The organism is Snuella lapsa, from assembly GCF_039539345.1.
In the GTDB taxonomy this organism is placed as follows: domain Bacteria; phylum Bacteroidota; class Bacteroidia; order Flavobacteriales; family Flavobacteriaceae; genus Snuella; species Snuella lapsa.
Genome location: NZ_BAABCY010000010.1, coordinates 1 through 16005 on the forward strand (window position 1 = coordinate 1; position 16005 = coordinate 16005).

The following is a 16005-nucleotide window of genomic DNA, read 5'->3' on the forward strand; positions in this document are numbered from 1 at the left end:
GCGCTGTAAAACTGAAAATATTCATAGAGACACTGTTTTTTCAAAAATAACCCTATTTTTTGAATTATGATATATTACGGATATTCAATTATCATTTCACTTAATTCTTTACTTGATTCAATAAGTTCTAATTCTGTAATAAAGTTTAAATCAAAAGATATAAGTAATTGTGTTTCTATTTCATAAGCTGAACCTAAAGTAATTTCAAGAAAACGACAAAAGTCCTTATTGGATTTTCTGGAAGATCCTTCAGCAATATTTGAAGGGATGGATACGGAAGCTCTTCTTAATTGGTTGGTTAATCCAAATTTTTCTGATTCGGGAAACTTAGAAGTTAAGTCGTAAATGTTAGAACAAAAACATCTACTTCTTTTCCATATTTCTAATTCTTTAAATCTATGCATCTATTGAATCTAAAATATCTATTCTCAAACACATTGGTAGTCTAAAAGACTAATAGGGTCTAAGAATCTAATAAAGCCCATATTTAATATTGCTCCATTTCGTTAGGGAAGTCCAACGATTTTACATCGTCAACATATTGAGAGATTGCATTGGTCATATCTTCGTAAAGGTTCATATAACGACGTAGAAAACGCGGATTGAATTCGTGTGTCATGCCTAGCATATCGTGAAGTACTAACACTTGACCATCAACACCATTTCCAGCTCCAATACCAATAATAGGGATACTAACGTTTTCGGCCACTTGTTTTGCTAGCTTGGCAGGTATTTTTTCAAGAACAATGGCAAAACACCCAACACGTTCTAGCATTTTAGCATTTTCAATAAGATCTAATGCTTCCTGCTCTTCCTTGGCACGAACGGTATAGGTACCAAATTTATAAATAGACTGTGGTGTTAAGCCCAAGTGCCCCATAACGGGAATACCAGCATTTAGGATACGTTTAATGGAGTCTTTAATTTCTTTACCTCCTTCAACTTTCACAGCATGGGCACCACTTTCTTTCATGATTCTAATGGCAGATCGTAAGGCTTCCTTGGGGTCGCTTTGGTAGGTTCCAAAAGGTAAATCGACTACAATTAAGGCCCTGTCTATGGCTCTAATTACGGAAGACGCATGATAAATCATTTGGTCTAATGTAATAGGGAGTGTGGTTTCGTGTCCAGCCATAACGTTACTAGCCGAATCACCGACTAAAATGACATCGACTCCTGCACCGTCAACAATCTTGGCCATAGTATAATCGTAGGCAGTAAGCATTGATATTTTTTCACCATTAGCTTTCATATCAACTAATGTTTTAACCGTAATGCGCTTGTATTCTTTTTTAGCCGTAGACATGTCTTTTTATTACTGATTTTGATAGGGTGTAAAAGTAATAAATTAAACTGTTAAACTTTTCTTTAATGGCTTAGTTTCTTAAAAGCGATAAACTATTTTAGTGGGAAAAATAATAACATATGGTACGCGGCATACTTTATTTGATAGTTATAATGACCTCTACATTGTATGGTCAGGAAAATGAAAAGAATAGTGTAAAGGCAACGGTCGACACTTTTTTTGAAGCATTTCATAAAGGAGATACGGTATTGCTTAAATCGGTGATGGCCGATAAAATACGTTTACAAACAGCTTATAGAGATAAGGAAGGAAAAGACGTTTTAGTAACCGATGAACCACAAAAACTTATTGATGCCATTGCAAACAGACCAGCCGACCAAAAGTGGGATGAGCGTCTATTAGAATACAACATTCAGGTAGATGGTAATATGGCCAATGCATGGACGCCCTATGAATTTTGGTTTAACGATAAGTTCAGTCATTGTGGCGTGAATTCTTTTCAGTTATTTAAAGATGGAGAACATTGGAAAATTATTTATTTGATGGATACCAGGCGCAGGAATGGGTGTGGTAATGAATAATTTTTAAAATTAACAATCGGTTAAATTGACACCTACAGCAAGTCCACCTTCAGATGTTTCCTTGTATTTGGTGTTCATGTCTTTAGCTGTTTCCCACATCGTAGAAACCACTTTGTCCAGAGGAACTTTAACGTTGTTAGGATCTGTTTCAAGTGCCAGTTCGGCAGCATTAATGGCTTTGATCGCTCCCATAGAATTACGTTCTATACAAGGTATTTGAACCAAGCCTCCAATGGGGTCGCAGGTGAGTCCCAAATGATGTTCCATGGCAATTTCGGCAGCAACAATAACCTGTTCGGGCGAACCTCCCAATAATTCGCATAAACCAGCAGCGGCCATTGCCGACGACACACCAATTTCTGCCTGACAACCACCCATGGCAGCCGATATGGTAGCGCCCTTTTTAAAAATACTGCCTATTTCGCTAGCTACCAATAAAAATTTCTTGACCTGTTTAAAATCGGCATCGTGATTTTCTATCACCATATAGTACATAAGTACGGCAGGAATAACGCCGGCACTTCCGTTTGTGGGGGCGGTAATCACACGCCCGAGAGACGCATTTACTTCGTTTACCGCCAGGGCAAAGCAGCTTACCCATTTAAGGATCTGACGAAACTTTACTTCGGTTTTGCGTATTACTTGCAACCACGTTTCGGGAGTGTCGTAAGGTAAATTTCCTTTTAGCTTTTGGTGCATGTCATACGCCCTACGTCTAACATTAAGTCCGCCAGGCAGGTTACCTTCGGTATGACACCCTGTATACATACATTCCAGCATGGTATGCCAAATACGCTGTAATTTGGAATTGATTGTATCAATATCCCTAATGGATTTTTCGTTTTCCAGAACCACGTCCGAAATAGGTAAATTTAATTGATGGCAATATTTTAATAACTCACTTCCTGTTTGTGCCGGGTATGGAAAGGTGCAGTTGAAGATGATTTTGTTATTCTCGGCCGATTTTCGTTCTTCCTGTACTACAAAGCCGCCTCCAATGGAATAATAGGTCTCACTAGTTTTAGTGCCTTTGGCAAACGCCGTGAATGTGATGGCATTGGCATGGAATGGTAAAAACGATTTGTTTAGTCTAATATCTTTTTCTGCATCAAACGGTAAAGGCTTTGTATTATTTAGTACCAATGTCTTTGTACTCTTTATAGAAGCAATAATATTGTTTATGTCGTCTACGGGAATATATTCTGGATCGGCTCCACTTAAACCGAGCATTACGGCTAGATCGGTGGCATGTCCCTTTCCTGTTAAGGACAAGGAACCATAGAGATCTACTTCTACTTTTTCAATACTATCGAAGGTATTAGAGGTTTTTAGTTTGTCGATCCATCGTTCAGCTGCCCTCCAAGGCCCTAAGGTATGCGAACTAGAAGGGCCGACACCAATTTTAAGCATGTCAAAAACAGAAATACATTCCATATAAGATTCAATAATTAGATTTTGTTCAAGTTTAGTTTATGCGACAAAAATAGATCTTTAAACAATATGGGATATTAAATTAATATGAATAGTGAAAAAATAACAAATGACAAGGTGTCATATTTTTTGTCATGGCATAATCATTGACATATGTGTTATGAATTTAAAATGAACATTCAACACAATAAAGTATAAGATATTATGAGTAAAATTATTGGAATCGATTTAGGAACAACCAACTCTTGCGTTTCGGTAATGGAAGGTAATGAGCCTGTTGTAATCCCGAACTCAGAAGGTAAGCGTACAACACCGTCTGTAATCGCATTTGTAGAAGGTGGGGAAATTAAGGTTGGTGATCCTGCTAAGCGTCAGGCTGTAACAAACCCTAAGAAAACGGTTTATTCTATCAAGCGTTTTATGGGTAATAAATATTCTGAATCTAAGCATGAAGCAGAACGTGTACCATATACAGTAGTAAAAGGAGATAATGATACACCGCGAGTAGACATAGAAGGCCGTTTATATACGCCTCAAGAGTTATCTGCCATGATTCTTCAAAAGATGAAGAAAACAGCTGAGGATTATTTAGGAACATCGGTAAGTGAAGCTGTTATTACTGTGCCAGCATATTTTAACGATGCACAACGTCAGGCTACAAAAGAAGCTGGTGAAATTGCAGGGCTAAAAGTTCGTAGAATTATCAACGAACCTACAGCAGCAGCCTTGGCTTACGGTATGGACAAGAAAGGTACCGATCAAAAGATAGTGGTATTTGACTTTGGTGGAGGAACACATGATGTATCGATCCTAGAATTAGGAGATGGTGTATTTGAAGTATTGTCTACCGATGGAGATACACACTTAGGAGGTGACGATGTTGATGAAAAAATCATTAATTGGTTAGCCGATGAGTTTAAGGCTGAAGAGAACATGGATTTAAGACAAGACCCTATGTCTCTTCAACGATTAAAAGAAGCTGCAGAAAAGGCTAAGATCGAATTGTCGTCTTCTGAGCAAACAGAAATTAACTTGCCGTATATTACGGCAACAGCCACAGGACCAAAACACTTGGTACGTAGCTTAACACGTTCAAAATTTGAACAATTAATCGATGATTTGGTAAAGCGTACCATCGAGCCATGTCAGTCTGCATTAAAAGCTGCAGGATTGAGCAAAGGCGATATCGATCAAATTATATTGGTAGGTGGTTCTACACGTATCCCAGCTGTTCAAAAAGCGGTTGAGAGCTTCTTTGGAAAAGCACCAAGTAAAGGTGTTAACCCAGATGAGGTTGTATCGCTAGGAGCTGGTATTCAAGGTGGTGTTTTAACAGGTGATGTTAAGGACGTATTGCTTTTAGATGTAACGCCTTTATCACTTGGTATTGAAACAATGGGGAACGTAATGACAAAACTTATTGAAGCCAATACAACCATTCCTACTAAAAAATCACAGGTATTCTCTACAGCCGCCGATAATCAGCCATCAGTAGAAATCCATGTGCTACAAGGAGAGAGAGCTATGGCAGCAGATAATAAGACTATTGGTCGTTTCCATTTAGATGGTATCCCACCAGCACAAAGAGGGGTGCCTCAAATTGAAGTGACTTTCGATATCGACGCCAACGGTATTATTCACGTAACTGCTACAGATAAAGCAACTAATAAAACGCAAAACATTCGTATTGAAGCTTCTTCAGGTTTAACGGAAGAAGAAATCGAAAAAATGAAAGCGGATGCTGAAGCAAATGCCGAAGCCGATAAAAAAGCAGCCGAGAATGCTAAGAAGTTAAACGAGGCGGATTCTATGATCTTCCAAACAGAAAAGCAATTAGCTGAATTTGGTGATAAGTTATCTGATGATAAAAAGAAACCTATCGAAGATGCTTTAGAAGAACTTAAAAAAGCTTATGAAACTAAAGATGTAGCCGTTATTGAACCAGCTTTAGAGAAAATAAACGAAGCTTGGAAAGTTGCATCCGAAGAAATGTACAAGGCACAAGCCGAAGCACAGCAGCAACAAGGTGGTGGTGATGCTCCTGGACCAGATGCAAGTCAAAATGGACAGGGAGAAGGAAGTGATGTTGAAGACGTGGACTTCGAAGAGGTGAAATAATATTTGAAGCTAGAAGGTAGAAGACGGAAGTTGGATGTCATAAAGGCTTAAATTAGAATAAAGGCGCAACTAGAAATGGTTGCGCTTTTTGCTTGTATGTATAAGCTGCTACTTAATCAGGTACTTCTTCACCAAAATCATTGGGAATTCCCAAACCGCTTCATTTCTTCAAGGGGTTCTATAATGGCCTCGTTTTGCCAAGCTGCTGTATCGAAAGCACTTAATTGTGTAAAAGGAACTTTATTTTCTTGTTTTATTTTACTAAAACTTTCCAGATCACACTTGTCCATTGCGGTTAGTAAGAATTCCTCTTTGGTATGGCTATCACCTTCAATTTTAAAGCCAAAGCCTACCTTATTTTTCTGCGGACTGTTTTCAATAAGTTTAAAATCGCGGTTTATGTAAAAATAGCTTCCCTTAACACGCTTAATGTATTTAGGTTGGTAGGTGCTATCACTTTGTTTTTCGAAAATATAAGAGCCTTCGCTAAGGTTATCAATGTACTTAATACCTAATAGCAAGCGTAGATTGAACTTGCTGCCGTGCCTTGATTTGTAGTAACTATAATCTACTCGGGTAATAGCATAATCACTATTGTTCACTACAAGTGTACCCGTTAATTTAGATTTGGCTTTTCTGGGTTTAAAACCAATAACGAAAACCCGTTCATTGCCGTTATAATTAATGTCATTTAATGCATACTCATACAGCTCGGGGTTTATAACAGTTTTTAAAAAAGACATATTGCTAAAGGTTCCCTTTTTTACCAGTGATCCTATACTGTGCTTTAAGTCGCTTACATTAATGGTTTTACTCTTGTCGCTTTTAAATTCTTCATCGTTTAAAGACATGGAGTCTTCAACTTTAAAAAGCCCTGTTTTTACCTTGTAGGTTTTAGTTGTGTCCAGATATTTTAAAACCAAGGTTTTGGCTTTGTTTTCAATATTTTCAATGGAAAAATCTTTTTTATGATCCAATAGTTTCGTGACTTTTTGAACAGCCATTTTACTACTGTCCTGATTAAGTGTGTGAAGCACAGCTTTAACATCAGTAAAATGTACAATGTTACTGTTAATAATGGTATTGGTGAGTTGTGTGAGATCGGTATTGGCCTTATCTATATTTTTGGATGATACATGTGAGGCCTTTTCAATTTCGAAATCCAAATGCTTAAAGTCGACATGTCCCGAAGTTCGGTAAAATAAGTTATAAGTATTTAAGTCTATATTGTAATTCTTGTCAATGTGTCGCTTTACTCTAGCCATGATAGAGTCTATGTGGGGTCTTTTATTGCTTAAGTGTACTGCGTCGAGTTGGTTTAAGGCTTCGTTTAATGTAATAATATAATTAAGGTTTTTTATATTTTCAATGCTAAGCGTTTTGGATTCATATCCCATGCAGGAAATCGTTATAGTACTAATGTTGCTATGTGAAATATTGATAGAAAAGTAGCCTTCCTCGTTAGAAATAACGCCGCTGTAATTACTCATTTTTACTGTGGCATAGGCAATGGGAGTACTGTTGGAAGCGGCAATAATTTTAGCGGTAATTGTTTGTGAAAAAGCAGAAAAATGAATGGTGAGGGCAACTGCAAGTAGTAAAACGTTCTTCATAAATAAGCTAGTTTTATAAAAATGACGATTTAGGCTATAGATTGTTACAAATTATTATTAAAGGTTTACATAAGGACATAGGAGGTAGATGTTTTAGCAGAATCAGAAAAAAATAATGCACGGAATTATTGGCATTCCATTAGTAAGAAGCATCTTATTTTATATTTTTAAAGCAAAAACCAAAATAGAACAAAGAGTATGAACTTTTCAAAATATATAGTAATGTTATTATGTGTTCTCTTTATGAAGAACACTGTTAATGGACAAAATGGCTACGAGGCTCCAAAGCTTTCAAATAAAGATTCGTGGTCACTAATATTATTGCCAGATCCACAAACCTATATGAAGTTTGGGAGGAATCAAGGTATATTCGAGCTTATGACGGGATGGATTGAAGAAAATATAGAAGCCTTAAATATTAAAATGGTCTTGTGTACTGGCGATTTGGTTGAGCAGAATGAATTACTGGTGACCGATAAGATTAATGGAAATAGGCCGAGTAGGGAGCAGTGGCTTACTATATCGAAAGCATTTGATAAGCTAGATGGAAAGGTACCTTATATTTTAGCTGCCGGGAATCATGATTTTGGTTATAAAAATATAGAAAATAGAAAATCAAATTATAATACCTATTTTCCAGCCCACAGAAACTTGTTAAATGCCAAACAACTAAAAGAAGTTACGAATAATATTGATGGATTGCCCACTGTTGAAAATGCTGCTTACGAATTTATTTCTCCACACGGACGTAAATTCCTTTTTCTTAATTTAGAATTTGCTCCAAGAAATGCGGTAATAGAATGGGCAAAAAAGGTTTCCGACAAGGAAGAATATAGCGATTATACACTAGTGGTACTGACACATTCGTATTTGAATGCTGAAAACAAACATATTGAAAAAGAAAATTATCCTATTGAAGATGGTAATTACGGAAAGGCCATATGGGAAAAATTGGTGCAACCATCCTCCAATATTCAAATGGTTTTTTCTGGACATATTGGGGCTTCCAACGATTTTAAAAAGCATGTAGGATACCGTGTAGACACAAATTCTGCCAACAAAAAAGTAAATCAGATAACATTTAACGCACAAGCATTAGCGGGCGGTTGGCACGGTAACGGAGGTAATGGTTGGTTGAGAATTCTTGAATTCCTACCAGACAAAAAAACGGTAAAAATGCATACGTTTTCGCCTTTATTTGCTATTTCTCCAGAAACAAAGAGTAAGGCTTGGAACAAAGAACCTTATAATGATTTTTCATTTCAATTGGATTGAAGTTAGTATTGGATATTTAATTTAATACTTTTCAATACCATCCAAAGCTTTTGCAGCAAGATCGTTTCACAGCCAGATAAAAAACTTACTGAAAATAAACCAGTCTAATTTCTTAAATACAAAGCATAGTGGTCTTTAGTCTATTTTTCGGATAGCTAGCAAATACTTTTATTAATCTAAAAGCAGTTAAAACGTTTATGGTTATGTATTAAAGTCATACTTTTGAGCGATTATAAACAGAATCATGGTATTTTCTCCAAAAATAAAATCAAATTATAACTCAAAACGCCTAGCTGTAAAATTAACAGCAAAGGGAGAACAGTTTGTTTTAAACGGACATCCTTGGGTGTTTTCCAATAGTATCGTCAAGATAAATGACGATGCAAAAACGGGAGATCTAGCTATTGTTTTTGGTAAGAATAAAAACAAGGTTATAGGTTTGGGGCTGTACGATGCACATTCACCTATACAGATTAAAATGTTGCACAGTGGTTATAAAAGTGTTCAAATTAATTCAGGTTTCTTTTTAGGAAAGATTCAAGAAGCATTTAAAAAGCGGCTACAGCTATTACAAACCAATACCAATAGTTATCGTTTAATATTTGGCGAAAATGATGGTTTCCCTGGTTTGATAGCCGATGTATACGCATCGGTTTTGGTAGTTAAGTTGTACTCAGAAATATGGTTGCCCTATTTGGAAGTTATTTTGCCACAATTGCAGGAAATTTCAAAAGTTGCAACCGTAGTTATCCGGTTGAGTAGAAGTTTGAACAAAGCTGCTCAAGATCATATAAGTGATGGTGAGGTGGTTTATGGCGCATTAGAGGATGAGGTTGTACAATTTGTTGAACATGGGGTAAACTTTTCAGCAAACGTTATAAAAGGACATAAAACGGGTTATTTTTTAGATCATCGAGCCAACAGAAAACAAGTAGGTGAGTGGAGTAAAGGAAAAACGGTGTTGGATGTGTTTTCTTATGCCGGTGGTTTTTCGGTTCATGCATTATACAATGGGGCCAAAGAAGTGACTAGTCTTGATATAAGCAAGCAAGCATTAGAGGTTGCCGTTCAAAATGGAAAGCGAAATGCCTATGAAGGTGAACACAAAATTATTGTAGGCGATGCATTTAAAGAACTTAAACACTTAGTGGATAGAAATGTTACTTTTGATGTTGTTGTAATTGATCCGCCAAGCTTTGCAAAAAGTGCCTCAGAAGTAGAACTGGCTAAGAAAAAGTATGCCCAATTGGCAGTTTTGGGAGAAAGTTTAACTAATAAAAATGGTTTACTGGTTTTGGCTTCTTGTTCGTCCAGAGTTACATCACAGGTCTTTTTTGATATTAACAATCAAAGTTTGGGATTTACAAAAAGGAGGTATGAGGTGTTATTGAAAACACAACATGATGTAGATCACCCTGTTGCATTTCCAGAAGGCGCCTATTTAAAATGTGGGTATTATCGGTTTTTAGATTAAAAAAAATCATTTATGCCGCAAATGTACAAATAAGGCAATTTGAATTATGCTAGTTTTGGCAAGTAGACCTAAATCGAAAAATGTATTAGGAAAGTATTCGTTTATTCTCGGTAAAATAGACTTTTAGCCTACACCAAACCTTAGATATTGCCGTCCAAAAGACTAGTTTAGTCTTTTAAGCAAATTCTATATAAATAAAGGTAAGCTGGTAGTATTTACTATTTCCTTCATAACAAAATGGCTTTCCATGTGCCTAATATTTTTAATGGCTGCCAGTTTTTTGAAATTAAATTCGTGGTAATGGTCAATATCCCTAGCATATACCTTTAACTGAAAGTCGAAGGCTCCCGTAACGTGAAGGCATTCCACAATCTCAGGTATTTTTTTTACTTCGTTCATAAACATCTGAGCATCCTCACCAGAATGCTTATCAATACGCACCGATACCAATACCATTACGTTTAGCCCTAGCTTTTTTCTGTTTAATAAATACACCTTTTTTTTAAGTAGCGATAGCGCGTTCAGTTTTTTAATGCGTTCGTAAACAGGTGTTACCGAGAGGTTTGTAATGGCAGCGATGGCTTTGTTGCTTATGTTGGCGTCCTCTTGTAGTAGGTTAAGAATAGTTAAGTCTTTATCGTCTAGTTTCATAATGCAGTAATTTTTAACTATAAAAAATAATATTGCAATGATAAACAAAAAAAATATACTGTTATAATTGTTAAATGTGGATTTATTTTTTGAAATAATAAATTTTACAGGTATATGTAATTGTGTAATGCTAAATTACAGTAGCTTTATGTCGATTCGTACAGTGTTTTCAGCAAGGTTTTATACATTACTATGCGTCATTTATATCTGCATAATATTGAGGTAGTAGTAATTTGGAGTAGAGAAAAACAAGAGAGCGTTCTGTCAGAGCATAGATAGGGATTGTTTTTTTAAAGAATACTTTACATAATGATAATACAAAGTGTAAAGAGTGAAACGGGAAAGAAAATATTTTTGTAATGACATAAAATAATAATGATTTTGGAATCGGATAGTAAATTAATAGACGCAATTAAAAAAGGTGATACCATTGCCTTTAATACATTGTATACCAAATATTGGGAGCAATTGTTTTCTTTTGTTTACAACATGTCCAAATCGGAAGCACTATCTAAGGACATTGTTCAGGAAGTTTTTATTTCCTTATGGGAAAGACGTGAAGTCCTTAAAATTATTAATGTAGAAGCTTATTTGACTCAATGTGCTAAATTTTCTTTTTTTCAGGCATATCGCAAGAAGAAGTTTAATACAGAAACTTTACATGCCGAATTTGAAAACCACTTAATTGATTGTATTACTGAAGAAAATCCGGAAATGGTCAGTTCTCTTATGCATCTCATAGAAACTTTACCAGAACGAAGAAAGGAAATCCTGTATTTGAGTAAATTCCAAAACTTTTCAATCAAAGAAATAGCTTCAGAGCTGAATATTTCAAATCAGACCGTTAAAAATCAAATGGGTTTGGCTATAAAGCAATTAAAAGAATCATTGAAAAAGGTGGCCTTAACCTTGTTTTAAGTTGTTTAATCAGCATTTAATTAAATAACGATGAAAACTTTTAATATCATTAATACTACACAGGCTTTTCTTTTTGTGTCTACAATGTTTAACGCTTAATTAATGCGTACCTAATAATTAATTAACATATTGGAATGGTACTTTTTTTCATTTTCTACACTTATTAGTGAAAGAAACGTATAAATGAACGAAAAAAATAAACATCCGTTTGAATTATTGGTTGATAAATATTTAGATGGAACAATAACGTCTGAGGAAGAAAAGCTTTTAACAAGCTTTTTAGATACATATAAAGAAGAAGGAGTTTGGAATCTGGAGTTAGGTAGTAAATATGAAGTTAGAGACGCTATAGCACAAACAATAAATAATAAGCTGTCAAGTCCCAAGCCAAAGTATAATAAGTATTATATGATTGCGGCGTCCTTTGTTTTACTATTAGGAATCTTTTTAGGCGTAAAATGGCAAAGCAGAATAATTGGGGATATGCAAGTAGTAACGACCACTACACAACAAGACTCTCTTTTGTTGGCAGATGGGAGTATGGTTTACCTTAACAGGCATACAATATTTAGATACCCTAAAACATTCAGAGATAATCAACGTCAAGTAGAACTTGAAAAAGGAAGCGCTTTTTTTAAAGTGACTAAAAATCCCAATAAGCCTTTTATTGTTAAATCCGGAGCTTTAAAAACTAAAGTGTTGGGGACTTCCTTTAATATAATTAATAAAGATACAATGGTAAATGTAAGCGTGTCTACAGGTAAAGTTGGTGTGTGTGCAGGTAACCAGTCTGTTAAATTGCTTCCTAATGAGCAGGCCAATTGGACTCAAAATGGAAGCATTGTTAAGCGGAAAGGAAATGCTAGTCTATATGATAATTGGATTCATAAAACCATCGATTTTGAAGATGTTTCATTAGGAGAGTTGTCTACACTTTTCGAATTACGGTTTGGGTATAGTTTTCATTTCACCCAACCTGAATTAAAAGATTATCATGTTAAAATATCTGTTCTCAAAACAGATACCATAGAATCCTTAGTAGAAAAATTAAGCTATATAACCGATGTGAAATTTAAAATAAAAGACAATTATGAAATAAAAATAACACTAGACCAATCAATGTAAAAAACAGGCCTGCTGGCACAGGCCTGAATAATCAAAGCATTAAACTACAAATTATTAATCACATTTAACACTATGAAATTTTATAAACAAAAAAATCGAATACTACTTTTACTGGTGTTTTTTCTAAACACACTTATTTACGCCAGTCCAAATACCGGTTCAAAAATTTCCTCAAAAATAAGCATTAATGTTAACCGAGTTACTCTAAATGAAGTATTTTCTATTCTAGAAGATAAATCGGCATTACATTTTAATTATGGAAGTGATATTTTAAATGATAAAAGAACATTTGATTTTCAATATGCAAATGAAGAAGTTAAAACTATTTTGGACGATATAGCTTTAACAGCTAAAATAGTATATAGTATTTCGGGAGAGACAGTACTTATAAAGAAAGAATTAGAAACAACTAAAAAAATACAACAACCTATAAAAGTTACAGGGCAAGTAGTATCTTCAGTAGATGGAGAACCTTTACCAGGAGCTTCAATTGTTGAAAAGGGTACGACCAATGGTGTCTCAACAGATTTTGATGGTAATTTTAATATAACCGTATCAGGTTCAGATGCTATTCTGTTAGTTACTTATATTGGTTTTGTAAATCAAGAAGTTAAAATTCCAGCGAATGGCAGGCTAACCGTTACTTTGTCTGAGAACATGCAAGGTTTGGATGAAGTAATTGTAACGGCTTTAGGTATCACCAGAGCAGAAAAAAAGGTGGGTTATGCTACACAAGGTATTGAAACATCTACTATCGAAGAAGTAAAGGCACCTAACGTAGGAAGCTTGTTTTCTGGTCAGGTTGCTGGACTTACGGTAACAAACCCAACAGGACTTTTTCAATCTCCTTCTTTTTCTCTTAGAGGTAAAAAACCATTAATTGTTATTGATGGAATTCCTGTAGATACAGATTTTTACGATGTGTCTTCTAACGATATAGCAGAGATAAACGTATTGAAAGGAACTACTGCATCTGCTTTATATGGATCGAGAGGTAGAAACGGAGCCATATTAATAAATACTAAAAATGCGAAGGCAGAAGGATTAGAAGTAACACTTTCCCATAGTACCTTGTTTTCGGCTGGTTTTACAGTATACCCAGAGTACCAAACCGAATACGGTAATGGATCTAATGGAAAATACGAGTTCTGGGACGGTAAAGATGGAGGAATCTCCGATGGTGATATGATTTGGGGACCAAAATTCGAACCAGGCGTTATGATTCCACAATGGAACAGTCCAATTTATGACAACCAAACAGGAGAAACCATACCTTGGTGGGGTGATTTAGCAGGAACACAATATAACGATAAATCACGCTACTCAAGAGTACCTATTCCATGGGAACGTCATGATAACCTTCGTGATTTCTTGGAGCTTGGATATATTTCAACTACAGATTTTGCAATTGCCCATAAAGGCGAAAAAGGATCGTTTCGTATATCGGGTATGTTTACAGATCAAAAGGACAGAGTACCTAATGCCAGTTTAAAAACAGGAAGTTTAAGCTTTAAAGGGGCTACCTTTTTAACAGATAAGCTTACCTTAAACAGTAAGTTAGCATACAACAAAGTATACTCGCCAAATTACCCCAGACACGGGTATGGGCCTAAAAACCATATGTATACTATTTTGGTATGGATGGGTGACGATGTAAATGGTAAAGACCAAAGAGCACATTTATATGTGCCAGGACAAGAAGGTTACAGGCAAGCGAACTGGAATTATGCATGGTACAATAACCCCTATTTTGCAGCCTATGAGTTAAATCAAAAGTATGACTCAGATATTGTAAATGGCCAGTTAAAACTAAACTACGCAGTAACAGAAGATTTGAATCTTCAAGTTCGGGGTTCTGCCGTTATAAAAGATAATTTTGAAGATAGGGAAAGCCCTAAAACCTACCTTAATTATGGGGATCCAAGGGAAGGTGATTACAAAACATGGAACAGGAATTGGACGACTATCGATTTAGATGTTTTAGCAAGTTACGACAAGACTATTAGCGATAATTTTGCTGTTAACATAAATGCAGGAGCTGCTACTTACTATCATAAATTTCAGGAAGAGTACAATGCTACCGATGGATTAATAGTACCATTCGTTTACAGTCTCAACAATACACAACGTAATGTAAAAGCTACTACGCTGTTAAGGGAAAAAGCAACAAATAGTGTGTATGCTACTCTGGGAGTAGATCTGTTTGATGCGGTCTTTTTAAATTTTGCAGCTAGAAATGACTGGTCATCAACCTTACCGGTAGAAAACAGATCGTATTTTTATCCTTCATTCTCGGCAAGTACCGTTGTGTCTAACCTAATTGAGATGCCAAAAGCAATAGACTTTTTAAAAGTTTACGGGTCTTGGGCAGAAGTTTCTAGTGATTTAGATCCGTATCAAATTTCTTCTTATTATAATAACAATGGTAACTTTGGAGGTTTAACAAAACTTACCTATCCAGGAGGTATTGTAAACCCTAATATTCAACCCGAAAATTCAACTTCTTACGAATTGGGGCTTAATTCCTCATTCTTAAAGGGTAGATTGAAGTTTAACTTCACTTACTACAATGTGGTAGATACCAACCAAATTATAGATTTACCAACTTCTATAGCTTCAGGGTTTGAGGACAGAAAGGTAAATGGTAATGAATATACAACAAATGGTTATGAAGTTGTGGTAGGAGCCATACCAGTTCAAACAGCAGACTTTAAGTGGAACGTAACAGCGAACTGGAGTAAGTTTGAAAAAAAGATCACTGATATTTATGGCGGACAAGAGCGTTTTGGAGATTTGTTCCTTAATGATAGAGCCGATAGTTACTATGCTACTGTTTGGCAAAAGGCTCCAGACGGACAATTAATATTGAACAGTAATGGGTTGCCAATAAGAGATAATTATAAGAAATTGTTAGGCAACAAATTGCCAGATTGGAGATTGGGGCTTCAAAATAGTTTTAAGTATAAGAAATTAAGTTTGGATATTGGAATCGATGGATCTTGGGGTGGTGTTATGCGATCGCTTTCAGTAGAAAAAATGTGGTGGGGTGGTAAACATCCAAATTCAACAGAATACCGTGATGCAGAATACGCTGCAGGTCAACCAGTTTATGTGCCTGAAGGGGTTAATATTGTTAGCGGAGAACTGATTCAAGATGTAAATGGAAATGTTGTTTCAGATACACGTGTTTTTCAGCCTCATACAACCCCTGTAAGTTGGCAAACATGGAGTCAGAACTATCCATATAGAGCACAGGTAACAACCGAAGAGAATAAAAAGTTTGCAAATGTGTTTGACCGTAGCTTCTTTAAACTACGCTCGGTAACATTTAAATACAACTTGACCGAGTTGTTAAACATTAAAGGTATTAAACACATTGATGCAGCTTTAAACGGGTACAATTTATTGGTATGGAAAAAGGCCGATATCATCGATCCAGATTTTGGAGACGACAACAATCTTCAAGATCCTTCTACAAGATATATAGGAATGGGGTTAAACGTGAAATTTTAA

Annotated in this window: 12 protein-coding genes; 7 read left to right on the plus strand and 5 right to left on the minus strand. The window is 35.6% G+C overall.

Going from position 1 to position 16005, the window contains the following annotated elements:
* Positions 1-74: 74 nt before the first annotated feature.
* Both ABD792_RS01280 and panB read right to left on the minus strand, forming a co-directional pair.
* On the minus strand, positions 75-404 hold the full coding sequence (locus ABD792_RS01280; RefSeq protein ID WP_345003899.1) for a four helix bundle protein: 330 nt from the start codon (positions 402-404) through the stop codon (positions 75-77).
* A gap of 83 nt (positions 405-487) precedes the next feature.
* Positions 488-1306, minus strand: a complete 819-nt coding sequence (panB, locus tag ABD792_RS01285) for a 3-methyl-2-oxobutanoate hydroxymethyltransferase (protein ID WP_345003900.1) — start codon at positions 1304-1306, stop codon at positions 488-490.
* Between the two features lie 119 nt (positions 1307-1425).
* Here panB and ABD792_RS01290 point away from each other — a divergent pair, with 119 nt between their 5' ends.
* Positions 1426-1887 carry a nuclear transport factor 2 family protein gene (locus ABD792_RS01290; RefSeq protein ID WP_345003901.1) on the plus strand — a complete coding sequence of 154 codons (462 nt, stop codon included), beginning with the start codon at positions 1426-1428 and terminating at the stop codon, positions 1885-1887.
* A 9-nt stretch (positions 1888-1896) separates the two neighbouring features.
* Here ABD792_RS01290 and ABD792_RS01295 read toward each other — a convergent pair whose 3' ends face one another.
* The gene (locus ABD792_RS01295) at positions 1897-3321 is read right to left on the minus strand and encodes an L-serine ammonia-lyase (protein ID WP_345003902.1); all 1425 of its coding nucleotides are present in this window, start codon (positions 3319-3321) and stop codon (positions 1897-1899) included.
* Positions 3322-3522: 201 nt separating this feature from the next.
* Here ABD792_RS01295 and dnaK point away from each other — a divergent pair, with 201 nt between their 5' ends.
* Positions 3523-5436 (plus strand): molecular chaperone DnaK, encoded by a 1914-nt coding sequence (gene dnaK / locus ABD792_RS01300; protein ID WP_345003905.1) that lies wholly within the window; start codon positions 3523-3525, stop codon positions 5434-5436.
* Between the two features lie 137 nt (positions 5437-5573).
* On the opposite strand, the gene ABD792_RS01305 is transcribed toward dnaK, so the two are convergent.
* On the minus strand, positions 5574-7049 hold the full coding sequence (locus ABD792_RS01305; RefSeq protein ID WP_345003906.1) for a carboxypeptidase-like regulatory domain-containing protein: 1476 nt from the start codon (positions 7047-7049) through the stop codon (positions 5574-5576).
* A gap of 243 nt (positions 7050-7292) precedes the next feature.
* Here ABD792_RS01305 and ABD792_RS01310 point away from each other — a divergent pair, with 243 nt between their 5' ends.
* Entirely contained in the window at positions 7293-8324 is a 1032-nt protein-coding gene (locus tag ABD792_RS01310; RefSeq protein WP_345003907.1) for a metallophosphoesterase, read from the plus strand.
* A 244-nt stretch (positions 8325-8568) separates the two neighbouring features.
* On the plus strand, positions 8569-9798 hold the full coding sequence (locus tag ABD792_RS01315; protein WP_345003908.1) for a class I SAM-dependent rRNA methyltransferase: 1230 nt from the start codon (positions 8569-8571) through the stop codon (positions 9796-9798).
* 186 nt (positions 9799-9984) lie between these two features.
* On the opposite strand, the gene ABD792_RS01320 is transcribed toward ABD792_RS01315, so the two are convergent.
* Positions 9985-10449 (minus strand): Lrp/AsnC family transcriptional regulator, encoded by a 465-nt coding sequence (locus ABD792_RS01320; protein ID WP_345003909.1) that lies wholly within the window; start codon positions 10447-10449, stop codon positions 9985-9987.
* A 375-nt stretch (positions 10450-10824) separates the two neighbouring features.
* Here ABD792_RS01320 and ABD792_RS01325 point away from each other — a divergent pair, with 375 nt between their 5' ends.
* The 3 genes from ABD792_RS01325 (at position 10825) to ABD792_RS01335 (ending at position 16005) form a co-directional block, all read left to right on the plus strand.
* The gene (locus ABD792_RS01325) at positions 10825-11367 is read left to right on the plus strand and encodes an RNA polymerase sigma factor (protein ID WP_345003910.1); all 543 of its coding nucleotides are present in this window, start codon (positions 10825-10827) and stop codon (positions 11365-11367) included.
* A gap of 183 nt (positions 11368-11550) precedes the next feature.
* A complete protein-coding gene (locus tag ABD792_RS01330) occupies positions 11551-12492 on the plus strand; it encodes a FecR family protein (RefSeq protein WP_345003911.1) in 942 nt (313 codons plus the stop codon).
* Positions 12493-12564: 72 nt separating this feature from the next.
* Positions 12565-16005: a SusC/RagA family TonB-linked outer membrane protein gene (locus tag ABD792_RS01335; protein ID WP_345003912.1), complete on the plus strand. Its 3441-nt coding sequence runs from the start codon at positions 12565-12567 to the stop codon at positions 16003-16005.